Annotated in this window: 13 protein-coding genes and 1 riboswitch; of the genes, 6 read left to right on the plus strand and 7 right to left on the minus strand. The window is 58.8% G+C overall.

Annotated features, from left to right (window positions below; genetic code table 11):
* The first annotated feature begins 1 nt into the window (after position 1).
* The 3 genes from BM074_RS17005 to BM074_RS17015 all read left to right on the plus strand — a co-directional run bounded on the left by BM074_RS17005 (position 2) and on the right by BM074_RS17015 (position 3,589).
* Complete coding sequence (locus BM074_RS17005; RefSeq protein WP_091923633.1) at positions 2-1,228, plus strand: tyrosine-type recombinase/integrase; 1,227 nt, start codon at positions 2-4, stop codon at positions 1,226-1,228.
* A gap of 209 nt (positions 1,229-1,437) precedes the next feature.
* Positions 1,438-2,256 (plus strand): glycoside hydrolase family 25 protein, encoded by an 819-nt coding sequence (locus BM074_RS17010; RefSeq protein WP_091923989.1) that lies wholly within the window; start codon positions 1,438-1,440, stop codon positions 2,254-2,256.
* A gap of 115 nt (positions 2,257-2,371) precedes the next feature.
* Positions 2,372-3,589: a lytic murein transglycosylase gene (locus BM074_RS17015; RefSeq protein ID WP_091923636.1), complete on the plus strand. Its 1,218-nt coding sequence runs from the start codon at positions 2,372-2,374 to the stop codon at positions 3,587-3,589.
* Positions 3,590-3,598: 9 nt separating this feature from the next.
* Here the strand turns inward: BM074_RS17015 and BM074_RS17020 are convergent, their stop codons facing one another.
* Positions 3,599-4,825 carry a type III PLP-dependent enzyme domain-containing protein gene (locus BM074_RS17020; protein WP_091923991.1) on the minus strand — a complete coding sequence of 409 codons (1,227 nt, stop codon included), beginning with the start codon at positions 4,823-4,825 and terminating at the stop codon, positions 3,599-3,601.
* A gap of 180 nt (positions 4,826-5,005) precedes the next feature.
* Between BM074_RS17020 and BM074_RS17025 the strand changes: the two genes are divergently transcribed.
* Positions 5,006-5,896: a DMT family transporter gene (locus tag BM074_RS17025; protein WP_091923638.1), complete on the plus strand. Its 891-nt coding sequence runs from the start codon at positions 5,006-5,008 to the stop codon at positions 5,894-5,896.
* Positions 5,897-6,391: 495 nt separating this feature from the next.
* Here the strand turns inward: BM074_RS17025 and metF are convergent, their stop codons facing one another.
* Both metF and BM074_RS17035 read right to left on the minus strand, forming a co-directional pair.
* On the minus strand, positions 6,392-7,318 hold the full coding sequence (gene metF / locus BM074_RS17030; protein WP_091923640.1) for a methylenetetrahydrofolate reductase [NAD(P)H]: 927 nt from the start codon (positions 7,316-7,318) through the stop codon (positions 6,392-6,394).
* Positions 7,318-8,325, minus strand: coding sequence for an ArsR/SmtB family transcription factor (locus tag BM074_RS17035; protein WP_091923642.1), 1,008 nt, complete (start codon positions 8,323-8,325; stop codon positions 7,318-7,320). The genes metF and BM074_RS17035 overlap by 1 nt, the downstream gene beginning before the upstream one ends.
* A gap of 127 nt (positions 8,326-8,452) precedes the next feature.
* Between BM074_RS17035 and BM074_RS17040 the strand changes: the two genes are divergently transcribed.
* Positions 8,453-8,770 carry a DUF2293 domain-containing protein gene (locus BM074_RS17040; RefSeq protein WP_091923644.1) on the plus strand — a complete coding sequence of 106 codons (318 nt, stop codon included), beginning with the start codon at positions 8,453-8,455 and terminating at the stop codon, positions 8,768-8,770.
* Here BM074_RS17040 and bluB read toward each other — a convergent pair.
* Positions 8,703-9,464 carry a 5,6-dimethylbenzimidazole synthase gene (bluB, locus tag BM074_RS17045; protein ID WP_091923646.1) on the minus strand — a complete coding sequence of 254 codons (762 nt, stop codon included), beginning with the start codon at positions 9,462-9,464 and terminating at the stop codon, positions 8,703-8,705. The genes BM074_RS17040 and bluB overlap by 68 nt on opposite strands.
* Before the next feature lie 45 nt (positions 9,465-9,509).
* Positions 9,510-9,691: riboswitch (cobalamin riboswitch) on the minus strand.
* A 27-nt stretch (positions 9,692-9,718) separates the two neighbouring features.
* Positions 9,719-10,327 carry an MOSC domain-containing protein gene (locus tag BM074_RS17050; protein ID WP_091923648.1) on the minus strand — a complete coding sequence of 203 codons (609 nt, stop codon included), beginning with the start codon at positions 10,325-10,327 and terminating at the stop codon, positions 9,719-9,721.
* 237 nt (positions 10,328-10,564) lie between these two features.
* Between BM074_RS17050 and BM074_RS17055 the strand changes: the two genes are divergently transcribed.
* On the plus strand, positions 10,565-11,209 hold the full coding sequence (locus tag BM074_RS17055; protein WP_228017962.1) for an MT-A70 family methyltransferase: 645 nt from the start codon (positions 10,565-10,567) through the stop codon (positions 11,207-11,209).
* Here BM074_RS17055 and BM074_RS17060 read toward each other — a convergent pair.
* Both BM074_RS17060 and ettA read right to left on the minus strand, forming a co-directional pair.
* Positions 11,179-11,961, minus strand: a complete 783-nt coding sequence (locus BM074_RS17060; protein ID WP_091923651.1) for a BglII/BstYI family type II restriction endonuclease — start codon at positions 11,959-11,961, stop codon at positions 11,179-11,181. The genes BM074_RS17055 and BM074_RS17060 overlap by 31 nt on opposite strands.
* Before the next feature lie 6 nt (positions 11,962-11,967).
* Positions 11,968-13,617, minus strand: coding sequence for an energy-dependent translational throttle protein EttA (ettA, locus tag BM074_RS17065; protein WP_091923653.1), 1,650 nt, complete (start codon positions 13,615-13,617; stop codon positions 11,968-11,970).
* Positions 13,618-14,078 lie beyond the last annotated feature (461 nt).

Consider the following 14,078-nt stretch of genomic DNA (forward strand, 5'->3'; position numbering starts at 1 on the left):
AATGGCTTCCGTTCAAAAGCACCAAACGCCGGCTGGCGAACCGCGCTGGCGCGTCTTCTGGACCGTCACAGCACCAGACGGACGCTCGCGGCAGCAAACCAAGACGTTTAAGACCAGCAAGGAAGCCAAGCAATTTGCTGGCAAGATGACCGACCAAGAAGCACTCGGTATCGGCGATGTCGACCGCATGACGGTTGCGGCGTTCTTCAATCAATGGCTGGAAGAAATCGAAAGCCGTGGTGACAAATCACCAACGACGCTTGCCAACTACCGGCGCAACCTCGACCGTCTCTCGGCCTATGTCGGCTCAAAACCGTTGGTGAAGCTGTCTGCCTCCGATCTTGATGCCACCTACACCAAAATGTTGAAAACCGGTGGCAAGGCGCGCGGCACGTACGGCAAGGCAGTGCGGCCTGCCTCGGTGCCGCTGTCGCCGAATACGGTCAACTCGGCGCACCGCATCGTCCACGCCTGCCTAGAAGCGGCGCGACGCAAGAAGCTGATCGGCGTCAATCCGGTCAAGGACGCCACCGCGCCGAAACTGCGCAAACCCAAGGCGCGTGCCTTTACCGACTCCGAGGTGGAACGGTTGATCGTCGCGGCGTTTGCCGCCGAGGAACGCGGACGACTCTATCCGGGAATCGATCTGGTGACGCTGCTCCTTATGACGAGCGGTATGCGAAGGTCGGAGTTGTTGGCAATTGCGTGGGATGCCGTCAGTTTCGAGACGAACACGATCCATATCCGTCGCACTCTCGTCGAGAATTATGACCACCAGCCAATCTTGCGCGACGTCATGAAGACGGAGCAGTCCGAGCGCTCGATCATCATTCCACAGGCGATTATCGAACGGCTGCGCCAGCACAAGGTCCGGCAAGCGGAGCAGATGATGCGCTGGGGTCGGGAATATATGCGCAAGCCATGCGTGTTAGTCTTTCCCGGCTTGGCAGGTCATCCGCTTCAACCGCACCGTTTGACGATCGTTATGCGCCAGATCATGCGCACTGCGAAGGTATACGGCGCGCCTCCGGTCCACGGTTGGCGGCACAGCCATGCCACCTCACTCTTGGTCGATGGCGCGGATATTGTCACGATCTCGAAGCGGCTCGGTCATAGCAAGGTGACGACGACCTTGAATATTTATGCGCACGGCGATCAGGAACGTGATATTGCCGCGAGCGACTTGGCCGGGGCGCGCCTCGCCAAATTAGTGCCGACTACCAGTTGAGAATGTAATCCGCATGTAATTTTTGCTAAAAAAAGTTAGCTGATCGTAAAACTCATCAACTCGTTATCTTGCAAAAAATGGCTAAAAAACCGCACTTTTGGCGAGATAGCCGACAATAGCAGCCTAAATAACCGCATGTTAAGCATAATCGCGCATCTCTAGTGCATGAGCACTGATCCCGCCACGATTCGATGATGGACCGTAAATATATGAAACGACTTGCAGCAGGTTTGCTGACTGTTCTTCTGACCGGCTGCACGACCGTCGACTATGATTTTTCCGATGCCAAGCAGACAAGGCCTGTCCAGCAGATCGCCGCGCCGACAGGCAACGTAAAGGCGCCGCGCTTCGGCGACCGCGATCCGCACGACTGGACCGGAAAGACGCCCTGGCACTATCCGATCCACGGGACGGACATATCGAAATATCAATCTACGGTTGATTGGCAGAGCGTCCGGGCCAGTGGCATTTCGTTCGCCTTCATCAAGGCGACAGAAGGCGGCGACCGAGTCGATGATCGCTTCGCCCAGAATTGGGCCGCGACGCGCGCGGCCGGCGTTCCGCGCGGCGCCTATCACTTCTATTATTTCTGCCGCACGGCCAAGGATCAGGCCAAGTGGTATATCCAGCACGTCCCGAAGGACCCGAGCGCCTTGCCGCCCGTCCTCGACATGGAATGGAACGCCGCCTCGCCAACCTGCAAGCTCCGGCCCAATGCCGCGATCGTGCGTAGCGAGATGAAGGCCTTCATGGACATCGTTGAACGCTACTACGGCAAGCGTCCGATCATTTACACGACCGTTGATTTCTTTGACGACAATGACCTGCGCCAATTCGTGGGCTATCCCTTCTGGCTGCGCTCGGTAGCCGGGCATCCCGACGAGAAATACGGGTCGCACCCCTGGACCTTCTGGCAGTATACCGGCACCGGCTCCATCCCCGGCATGCGCGGCGATGCGGACATCAACGTCTTTGCCGGAAGCGAAAAATCCTGGAAAGAGTGGCTGGTGCGCAACAAGGTGCAATAAAGGGCAAGGCCCCCGCCCTGTTTCGCGATTCTTTGACTTCACCTCAACTGCATATTCGTGCATTAGCAGGGGCATCTGCGCGCTTGGGCGTGCCCGTTAGAACGAGATTTCCCTGATGAACAGACTTTCGACTGCCCTTGCCGCTGCCGGCCTTCTTCTGACATCGAGCGCGTCCTATGCGCTGGATCAGGTAGCGCCTGCGCAGACACCGGCTGAAAAGCCGGCATGCGGCGGCGAACTCGAACCCTGGTTCAACGGCCTTATTGCCGAAGCCCGCAGTGCCGGCGTCGGGGAACGTGGGCTGAACGAGCTGTTGAAGGCTTCGCTTGATGACAAGGTCCTGGAGCGCGATCGCGCACAGGGTGTCTTCAGCCAGACATTCCTGACTTTCTCCTCGCGCATGGTCTCCGATTACCGGTTGAAGCAGGGCGCAGCCAACCTCAAGAAATATGCCTCGACTTTCGCCGAGGCCGAGCAGGAATACGGCGTGCCCGGTCCGGTCATCGCCGCATTCTGGGGTCTCGAGACCGATTTCGGGGCAGTCCAGGGCGATTTCGACACACTGAATGCACTGCTTACGCTCTCATTCGATTGCCGCAGGCCCGAACTCTTCCGGCCGCAACTGATTGCGCTGTTGAAGCTCTTCGACAACGGCGTCGTCGATGCCAAGACGACCGGCGCCTGGGCCGGCGAAATCGGGCAGATGCAAATGCTCCCCACCGACTATCTGGAACGCGGCGTCGATGGCGACGACGACGGCAAGGTCGATCTGAAGCACAGTGCGCCGGACGCGATCATGACCGCGGCCCGCGTCCTGCGCGATCTCGGCTGGAAGCGCGGTGAACCCTGGCTCGAAGAGGTCAAGCTTACCAAGGATCTGCCCTGGGAAAACGCCATCCGCACCAACCGGCTGCCGCATTCCAAATGGTCGGAGTGGGGCGTGACAGGCATGAACGGCCCTCTCGGGCCGGATGATGGCGATGCTTCCCTTCTGCTGCCGATGGGCCGCAAGGGACCAGCATTCCTTTCCTATTCCAATTTCGACGTGTTCGTCGAATGGAACAAATCCATCATCTACGCGACCACGGCGGCCTATTTTGCCACGCGCCTGGCCGGAGCCGGACCGCTGCAGGCGACGACACCTGAAGTCGGGCTCAACCCCGACCAGATGAAGGAACTGCAGAACAAGCTTGCGGCGCGCGGCCACGACATGGGGCCGAAGATCGACGGCGTCTTTGGCATCCTGACGCGCGATGCGGTGAGAGATGAGCAGATCCGCCTCGGCATGCCCGCCGATTCGTGGCCGACGCCGGAATTGCTCGGCAAGCTCTAAAACGAAGCGCTATTGCGGCGGAGCCATCGTTTCGAGGGATGCGAAGCCTTCCGGCTCGCTGCCTTCATCGAAAGCCGTATCGACTTCGACAAACGTGTCCGGATAAAAACCGTTGAAGCGCGTGCGAAGCGATAGGGAATAGGCGCCGATATGGCCGATCTCGATCCAGTCGCCCGTTTCGACGGTTGCCGGTAACCAGAATGGCCGCGACAGGATATCGACGGAATCGCACGTAGCGCCGCAGACGCGGAACGGTACGATCTCCTCCACATCCCCGTGACGCAGCTTCTTGGCAGGATCGGGGATGAAGCGCGCCGGCAGCGTGATCTTGCCCGTCCATGAATCCGACAGCGATGCCCAGATACCGTCATTGATATAGAGGCGCCTGCCCTTGCGCAGGAGCACCCGCACGATGAGCGAGAAGGCGCGAGCGACAATGACGCGGCCGGGTTCGGCCACAAGCGGCAGATCGCCGAAGCCGTATTCCTTGATATCGCCGCGCAGGCGCGACATCAGTTGCCCGAGCGAGGGCATTTCCACATGCTTGCGCTTCGGATCGTGGCCATATTCGGCCGGAAACCCACCGCCAATATCCAGCCCCGCGAGTGGTACGCCGGCGCGATTGCGCACCCAGTCGGCGGAGCGCAACGCATTCTCATAGGTATCGGGATCCTCGATCTGGCTGCCGACGTGAAAACACAAGCCGACCTTGTAGCCGATTTTGTCCGAGCGCTGCAGGAGTTCGATGGCATGTGCCGGCGCCGCGCCGAACTTCTTCGAGAGTTCATAGGCGGCATGGCCCTTGGTTTGCAGACGAACATAAAGCGTAATACTGGCCGGATCGATATCGAGCGCGCGGACGATGCGCGTGATCTTGGCGATCTCGTCCTCATGATCGACGGCAAGGACGCGGATGCCATAGGTTTCGAGAGCAAGGCGAATGTCAGACTGCGCCTTGATCGGATGCATGTAGAGCATTTGCGCGTTAGGGGCCACTTTGCGAACGGCCGCGAATTCGCCGGGGGAAGCCACATCGAATGTGTTGACGCCATTGCGCGCCAGCGTATCGAGAACGAGATCTTCGCCATTTGTCTTCACCGCAAAGGCTGTCTCGCCCGGGAACATTTTCATGAACCGGTCCGCATCCTTGATGAGGACATGGGGACGAAAGCAGTAGACGGGTTGATCGGGCCGTAAGGTAAGCGCTGCTTCACGGGCCGAGGCGAATCGTTGCATCTTGTCGTTCTGCGTCATACGAAACTCTTAGCAAGCGAACGTGACGGACGAAAGTCGCTTCTTGTCCGGCAGGAATCGGGTGGCCTTGATCCTGTTTTGCCGTGAATGTGGAACGCCGGGCAGGCTTCTGGAGGAATTGAAACCTTGTCATCCCAAACCATCGCACCAAGACCCCTTGCCATGACAGGCTTCGCCTGGGCGCAATTGTTTCTTCTCGGCGCTATCTGGGGCGGCTCGTTTTTCTTCGCCCGCATCGCAGTTCAGGTCGTCCCGCCGCTTACCCTTGTGCTCTTTCGCGTCGCCATAGCCGCCCTTGCTCTTCATCTCTATTTGCTTGCACGCGGCATCAATTTCTGGAGCTACCGGCAACACGCGCTCAAATTTGCCGGGCTCGGCCTGCTGATGAACGTCATACCGTTTTCATTGTTGTTCATCGGCCAGACGGCCCTTGGCGCTGGAGTGGAGGCCATCCTCAACGCAACGACTCCGATCTGGACTGTCGTTGTTGCCGCATTTCTGACCGTCGATGAAAAGGTCACCGTCAACAAGATCGCCGGCATCCTGCTTGGCATTGCCGGCATCGTTACTCTCATTGGTCCAGGGGCGCTGACCGGACTGGGCGGACCGCTATGGGCGGAAATGCTGGTGATCGCGGCAACGCTGTCCTACGCCTTTGCGGGCATTCTCGCCAAGCGCTTCAAAGGCGTTCCGCCAACCGTCACCTCCACTGGCCAGATGACCGCGGCGACGTTGATCATGATACCTATTGTCCTGTTCTGGGACGGCGTCCCGCAGGTCGCTACGATCGATGGCGGAGTTTGGGCCGCGATCCTCGGCCTTGGTCTCCTGTCCACTGCCTATGCCTATATCCTTTATTTTTCCATCGTGCAGACGGCAGGCGCGACGAACGCTTCGCTCGTGACGCTGATCGTCCCCGTCAGCGCCATCCTGCTTGGAACAATTTTTCTTGGCGAACGGCTGGCCGCGCATGATTTTCTCGGGATGGGGCTCATCGCGCTCGGCCTGTTGACTATCGACGGCCGCCTGATAACCGCAATGCGAAAACGGTAAAAAACCTAAAGTTTTCAATAAAGCGACATATCCGCGAACGGGCCAATTATGGCTCAATTGTGGCTGAAACGGGCCTCGGCGCCCCGTTAGTGGCAAAAATGCTGCAGTGCAAATATATGCCTCATTTCGGAACATTTTATCGTGATCTCGAAATTTTTTGCCCTGTCAAATGTGTTTCATTTCAGAAACTTAGGTTTATCAGGCAAAAATTTTCTCACCCCGGCGTCATAAGACCGTAATATTTGGGCTTTTTCTGTGGCAAATTTGCGCTATGCTAAATCGGTTAACTGCAGGAGACAAACGATGGGACTAACTCGATCGATGAATGTCCTTATGATCTGTGCAGCGTTCGCATTTATCGGTGCAATGGTCGTAGGACTCATCCCCTGAGTAAATACAAGAGCGCTACGTAGATGGTCTCTGACCGTTAAGTAGGTGAAACATGGAGCGGCCCGATCATGGCAGTCGGGCCGTTTCCCATTTCAGAGCCCGGTCTTATGCCGCGGCCCCGGCCAAACTGGCCTCAACGACATTGCTGCCCGGCCGAATTCCGATGAGATGGCAGATGGCAAAAGCAAGGTCGGCCCGGTTCATCGTATAGAAGTGGAAATCCTGCGCACCCCTTTCGACGAGGTCGACCACCTGTTCGGCAGCGACTGCCGAAGCGACGAGCTGGTGCGTCTGCGGATCGTTCTCGAGACCCTCGAAGCGCTCGGCCAGCCAGTTGGGAATGTGCGTGCCCGCCTTCGAGCAGAAATTCGTCACCTGCGTGAAATTGTGGATCGGCAGGATGCCCGGAAGGATCGGAATATAGATACCGGCACGGCGAACCTTTTCGACATAGCGCTCGTAGAGATCGTTCTCGAAGAAGAACTGAGTGATCGCCCGTGTCGCGCCATTGTCGACCTTGCGCTTGAGCATGTCGATGTCGGTGGCGAAGTCCGGGCTTTCCGGATGCTTTTCCGGATAGGCCGAAACCGAGATATCGAAATCGGCAAAGGCTTTCAGCCCGGCAACGAGATCAGCGCCGTTCTCATAGCCGCCGGGTGTCGGCTTGTAGTGCGAACCGACGCCGCTTGCCGGATCGCCCCGCAGGGCAACGAAGCGCTTGACGCCCATGGCGGCAAACTCGCGCACCACCGTATCGACTTCCTCCTTCGTCGCATCGACGCAGGTAAGATGCGCAGCGGCATTGACGTCTGTTTCGGTCAGGATGCGGTTGATCGTGCGGGCGGTCCGCTCGCGCGTCGAACCGCCGGCACCGTAGGTCACCGAGACGAATTCGGGATTGAGCGGCGCAAGGCGCGTCACCGTCTCCCAAAGCCGTTCCTCCATGACTTCCGTCTTCGGCGGGAAGAACTCGAAGGACACACGGATATTGTGACCGATATCGGGGCGGCGCGATTGGCGAAAGAAACTCATCAGACACTCTCCGTGACGCGGGAGGTTAAATCGGGATCTGCAATCAGCAGGCGCGGGTCGCGTGCCAGCCACAGTTTAACGGTTAGTTTGTTCTTGTCTTTCGGTTCAAGTTCCGTGCTCTCTTCGAGCATCAAACCGGCTTCCGTAAGCCATTCGCGCATCTGCGCATCGCTGAAGCCGAGACGCATATGGGCATGGTTGTCGCGCAGGAACTCAAGTTCGTGCGGAGCAAAATCAACGATGAGCATGCGCCCGCCTGCCCGCAATGCACGTGCCGCTTCGCGGATTGCTTCGGCGGGGTTATCGAGGAAGTGCAGAACCTGGTGGACGGTAACAAGATCGAAGGATTCGCGATCCACCGGCAGGGAATAGACATCGCCATGGCGCACCTGCGCATTGGTAATCCCGTCGCGATCGAGATTGGAGCGAGCAACCGTCAGCATGTCGCGGTTTATGTCGATGCCGACGCCGCGAATATAGAGCGGCGAGAAGAGTTCGAGCAGACGGCCCGTCCCCGTGCCGACATCGAGCATCGCCTGAAACGGCTTGCGGCCGACGATCTTGAGGAGCGCTGCTTCCACCGCGCCATCCGGCGCATGCAAAGACCGGATCATATCCCAGCTCGTTGCATTGGCGCTGAAATAGGCGGCTGCGCGTTCGCGCCGCTGCAACTTCACCGAGGAAAGCCGCTCGAGGTCGCGTTCGAGCAAAGGATCGGAAAAATCGAGGCGGTCGAGCAGCGACCGGGCGATGTCACCGACGATCAGCGAGTCGGCCAGGCGGAAATAAGCCCAGGAACCCTCCTGGTAGCGATTGATGAGGCTGGCCTCGAACAGCAGCTTCAAATGCCGCGACACGCGCGGCTGCGACTGGCCAAGGATTGAGGTGAGATCGGAAACTGTAAGGTCGCCGCGTGACAGGAGCGCGAGGATGCGCAGGCGGCTCGGCTCGGCCGCCGCTTTCAGCGTATCGACCATCAGGTCCAGGTTGAGATTACGCTTGTCCATGCTTCCAATCCTCAAAAGACATAAAGATATGTTTATGTGACAAACGCCGCATAAGCAAGTTGTTTTTGCCGTTGACGACATTTTTTGCCGCGCCTGAAATAGGACGAGAATCGGCTAGGATAGCGGCATGAGCATCGGAACAAACCGCCAGCGCGCCATCAACAAGGCTTTGACACTTCTGCTACCGGCCGTACCCTATTCGGATTCCGAGCCGATCCGCGCCGCCGCAAATGCCCCGCATATGAAGACGCTGCCGCCGCCGATTGCGGTGTGGCTGGCGACGGTCGCCCATGTCCGCCACCAGCACACGGATTACGATGTGCTTCGTGACGACGGTTACGACAAGGAATCGGCGCGTTTCTTCGTGCTGGAAGCGATCAACCGGAAACTGACGGAGTGGCGGGCGACACGCCTGCTTGATCCGGATGAGGATGATCCGAGCTGAGCGTTCCTGGATCATCGCATCCACTCCACCGGCCCCGGAATATGAGTTCATCGAGCGGCAGTCGCTTGCGCCATCCGCGCTGCTCAAGCTCCGGCGCCTGGTAGAGCTCATCCACGTAGCCGACGCAGAGATAGGCGACGATCTCGACATGCGCGGGAATGCCGAGAATTCGGCGCATGTCGGTATCATGGTAGATGCTGACCCAGCCGACGCCGACGCCTTCGGCGCGCGCTGCAAGCCAGAGATTCTGTACTGCGCAGACGGTACTGTAGAGGTCCATCTGACGGTTATGGGTGCGGCCAAGGACGACGCGCCCGCCACGGGTGCGATCGCAGGTGATGCAGATGTTGAGCGGCGCCTTGAGAATGCCTTCGAGTTTCAGCGCAGCATAAAGCGCCTGGCGATCGTCAGTGAACATTGCCCTCGCTTCCTCATTGGCGCGGGTGAAGGCCTGGTGCACCTCCTGCTTGCGCTCGGGATCGCTGATCAGGATGAAATTCCAGGGCTGCATAAAGCCGACCGAAGGCGCATGGTGGGCCGCATCGAGCAGGCGCATGAGCACCTCGTCGGGTATGGGCTTGGGAAGAAACTGGTCGCGCACATCGCGGCGCGTATGGATGGCTTTGTAGACCGCCGCGCGTTCATCTTTGGAAAAACTGTCGGCGGCAGTCGGACCATGGCATTTATCGTGCATTGTTTGCTCCCAACAACGCTTGAAACTCTCGCCGCCGTCCACGCGGTTCGAGCTATGAGGTCCGGCCGGTCTTCTGACTGAGGTTCAACTGAGCCGCGCGCCTTCCGGAAGTTCCGTGGCAAATGCGCGTCCATCCCCCTTACAGCGTTGGGCACGTGCCGGATTTTCACCGGCTTCCCGATTCTCCCGCAACGCTTGCCGCAGGCACCGGACCTGCCTGATCATTCGCCACAATTCCCGGGCGCGCGCAAGCCTCAGGGGCGATAAATCCATTGTTCGGGAATGCGCACATCCACCTTTTCGCCATTGCCGATCGTTCCAGGCTTTTCGACCCAGGCGACGATGCCGCGCATCCGCCGCGAGACCCGAACGAAATCGAGCGCAGTCGCGGTATGGTCGGCCGTTCCCGCATGTTCGCCGATCGAGCGCCCGGCAATCTTGCAGGGCGCGTTCTGGCCGTCGACCTTCAACGTGACACCACCCTCGAAAAATATCAGCGTCCGTGGCGGCAGCATCGAAAGCGACGGGATCCCGTCGATCAGCATGTTGCCGCCGATCCACTCGGCCCTGAGTTCGGCAAGCCCCATGCCGGCTGCAACTTGTACGAGTTCGTCCGGCGCAAGAATCGAGAGTTGCCGCTCGTTACGCATTTCGGTGCCGCGCGGATACCAAGGCTCGCGACCGCCGGATTTCCGCGTCGGGCCGGCATGGAAATCACCGACAATTCCGTCGAAAGTGACGTTGAGTTCCGCTGACGGCGCCGTCACAAAATCGCCGGCGCGTGCCTCGAACAGGCCGCTGACACGCCCACTGAGCTTGCGCGCGGGCAATATCTCGGGGCCGGTTGAAAAAAGGTCGTTCATAAACGCTCCTGAAAATATGCGCCGTGAAAGCCGCCGCATATTATGAAAAACTGCGGGCAACACCAGCGAATATCCCTGATGAATCTGTCAAAAAGAGTCATGAGAATTCGGTGAACTATTGCGGCTCGGCAATACCTTGCGCCTATGGCATGCTATAACCCACTGGAAAGGCGAATCGTCTCCGATTGACAATCGTTATGTGTTCTGCTTTCGTTCTTTTCTCACCGGAGGTTTGTCGTGAACGCTGAAGTTATGGACGCAGCCATAGATTTGGCGAAACGAACCGCAGGAAAGCGTTATCACACCGTCCTTGCCGATCCGCCGTGGCGCTTCACCAATCGCACCGGAAAGGTCGCTCCGGAGCACAAGCGCCTGTCGCGCTACGGCACGATGACGACCGACGATATCTGCGCCCTGCCGATCGCCGACCTGACGGCGCAACCTGCGCATCTCTACCTGTGGGTGCCGAATGCGCTGCTGCCGGAGGGGCTGCGGGTCATGCAATCCTGGGGATTCGAGTACAAGTCGAACATCATCTGGCACAAGGTGCGCAAGGATGGCGGCTCTGACGGGCGCGGCGTGGGCTTCTATTTTCGCAACGTCACCGAAGTCTTGCTCTTCGGGGTTCGCGGCAAGAACGCCCGCACACTGGCGCCAGGCCGCAGCCAGGTGAACTATCTTTCGTCGCGCAAGCGCGAACACTCGCGCAAGCCCGACGAGCAGTACGATCTGATCGAAAGCTGCTCGAAGGGTCCTTATCTCGAACTTTTTGCGCGCGGGACGCGGCCAAACTGGACCTATTGGGGCAATCAGGCCGACGAAGACTACAAGCCGACCTGGAAGACCTACGCCTATAATTCCGCAGCGGAGGCCGCGGAGTGATCGAACGTTACCACCGATGAAGGTATGCCGATAAGGACAAGCGGACACGGGTTTCCGACGCCGCGCAAGACGCGGTCGCGCAGCTTGCGCCAATGGGTCGTCGCCTCGCCGAACTTGTCGCCGACGAATGCATCGACCCATGCTTGCCGGAAGTCGCCGGTACGCTCGGCCCTTGTCAGGATCATTTCGCGCTGACGCCCCGTCGGAACATAATTGAAGCTGTCGAGCTGGCCGAGTTCATCGACAGCCCTTTCATCTGCAAAGCGGCGCAGGATCGTCCGCATATCGTTCTGAAGGCTCTCGCCGCGGGTAATGAGCCCGCCGACGGAGACGGCGCCCTCGGCGTGCAGCCGCTTGAAGCTTTCAAGGTCGCGGTCGAAGAACGGATCCTTGTTGTTCCACTCGATTTCGAGCGCGAACACCGAGCCTTGCGGCCCGAATGCCTTCACGTGGTCGATTTCATGAGAGAGGGAGGCGACCTCCCTTTCCTCATCGAATTCGGACCAGCGCACGGTCTTGCGGACGCGGATATTGCGCTTGCTCCAGCCCCGTTCGGCGAGACCACGGCGCAGACGCTGCGTCAGTCGCGCCTCGCCTCCCCCGCCCGCGACAATTTCGGTGACGGGGATCGTCAGATCGAGCAGGACCGTTTCGAGGTCGTTCTCCGCGCCGGCCATGTCCATGGTGACGATGGCTTCGGCGTGGTGAAGCGCCAGTATATCAAAACCGCGTTCCTTCAGCCGCTCGAACATGCGGCCTTACCGCGTCAAGCGCTTGTAGGTCGGACGCTTCGGATTGACGCTGTCCGGGCCGAGGCGGCGGATCTTGTCGTTCTCATATTCCTCGAAGTTTCCTTCAAACCATTCGACGTGGCTGTCACCTTCGAAGGCAAGGATATGCGTCGCAAGGCGGTCGAGGAACATGCGATCGTGGCTGATGATCACGGCGCAGCCCGCATACTTCTCAAGTGCATCCTCGAGCGCCGAAAGCGTTTCGGTGTCGAGGTCGTTGGTCGGCTCGTCGAGAAGCAGGACATTGCCGCCCGACTGCAGCATTTTGGCAAGGTGCACGCGATTGCGCTGACCGCCCGATAGATTGCCGACTTTCTGCTGCTGGTCGCCACCCTTGAAATTGAAGGCAGAGACATAGGCACGCGAATTCATCTCGTGCTTGCCAAGCTTGATGATGTCGTTGCCGCCCGAAATCTCTTCCCAGACGTTCTTGTCGCCCTTGAGGTGATCGCGGCTCTGATCGACATAGCCGAGATGGACTGTGTCGCCGATGCGGATTGATCCGGAGTCAGGCTTTTCCTGGCCAGTGATCATCTTGAACAATGTCGTCTTGCCGGCGCCGTTCGGACCGATGACGCCGACGATGCCACCCGGAGGCAGCTTGAAGGTAAGGTCCTCGATCAGGACCCGGTCGCCGAAGGACTTGCTGAGGTTCTCAGCCTCGATCACCACCTGCCCAAGGCGCTCGCCTGCCGGAATGATGATCTGGGCGTCGCCCGGACGCTGGTCGTTGGCCGCATCGACCAGTTCGTCATAGGCCTTGATACGGGCCTTGGACTTGGCCTGGCGTGCCTTCGGGCTTGCGGCGATCCACTCGCGCTCGCGCTCAAGTGCCTTCTGGCGCGAAGCCTCTTCGCGGCCTTCCTGCTGCATGCGCTTCGATTTCGATTCGAGATAGGCCGAGTAGTTGCCCTCGTATGGGATGCCGCGGCCGCGATCGAGTTCGAGGATCCAGCCGGTCACATTGTCGAGGAAGTAGCGATCGTGAGTAATGAGCAGAACGGCGCCGGGATATTCCCGCAGGTGCTTTTCAAGCCATGCAGTCGTTTCGGCATCGAGATGGTTGGTTGGTTCGTCGAGAAGCAACAGGTCAGGTTGCGACAGCAACAGGCGGCACAGCGCGACGCGGCGGCGTTCACCGCCGGAGAGCGTGGTGACATCGGCGTCGCCCGGCGGGCAGCGCAACGCCTCCATCGCCATCTCGACCTGCGATTCCAGATCCCAGAGGTTCTTGGCGTCGATGATATCCTGGAGCTTGGCGCCTTCATCGGCGGTCTCGTCGGAATAGTTCATCATCAGTTCGTTATAGCGGTCGAGGATTGCCTTCTTGTCGGCGACACCCTCCATCACATTGCCCATGACGTCCTTGCTGGCGTCGAGGGCAGGCTCCTGGGCGAGATAGCCAACGGTTGCTCCATCAGCAAGCCAGGCTTCCCCGGTGAACTCCTTGTCCGTTCCCGCCATGATCTTGAGGATCGTCGACTTGCCGGCGCCGTTCGGGCCGAGAATGCCGATCTTAGCGTCGGGATAGAAGGAGAGATGAATATTCTCGAGAACTTTCTTGGTGCCATAGGCCTTATTGAGACCGGCCATATGATAAATGAATTGGCGTGCCATAACGCGCGTCACTCCGATGTTCGTATTCGTGTGAATGAAGTTGCGCCGTATTTAGGGGAAAGGCGCTCCGGTGGCAATGCGCGGGCGTTTTATTTCGCGGCCCCGCCCGCACCCAACACTGGTTTCAGATAAAACCTGTCCCAAAATGAGCGAAACCGGGCGCGGATATTTCCGTCACCCGGTTTCCCCTCTGGTGCCGCATTCGGGGAGCGTCCTCTTCTCCCTTGAACGGCCATGTAACTGGCAAGATGGGCAGCTCGATCATCTGCAACAGCGACGAAAGGTCAGAACCCGTTTCTTTCGGAGTGAAGTTCTGCGGCATGTTTTTATCGATTGCAAGTGGTTTTGCAAAAGAAAGTTGCACAAAGATTTGTCTGTTTATTTAATAGGCAGCACCGCGATAATTTGGGCGATATTGATATGGACTTATTCCGCATTGACTAATCGCGCGCCACCCTTTC

Source organism: Phyllobacterium sp. CL33Tsu (assembly GCF_900113985.1).
Lineage (GTDB): Bacteria > Pseudomonadota > Alphaproteobacteria > Rhizobiales > Rhizobiaceae > Phyllobacterium > Phyllobacterium pellucidum.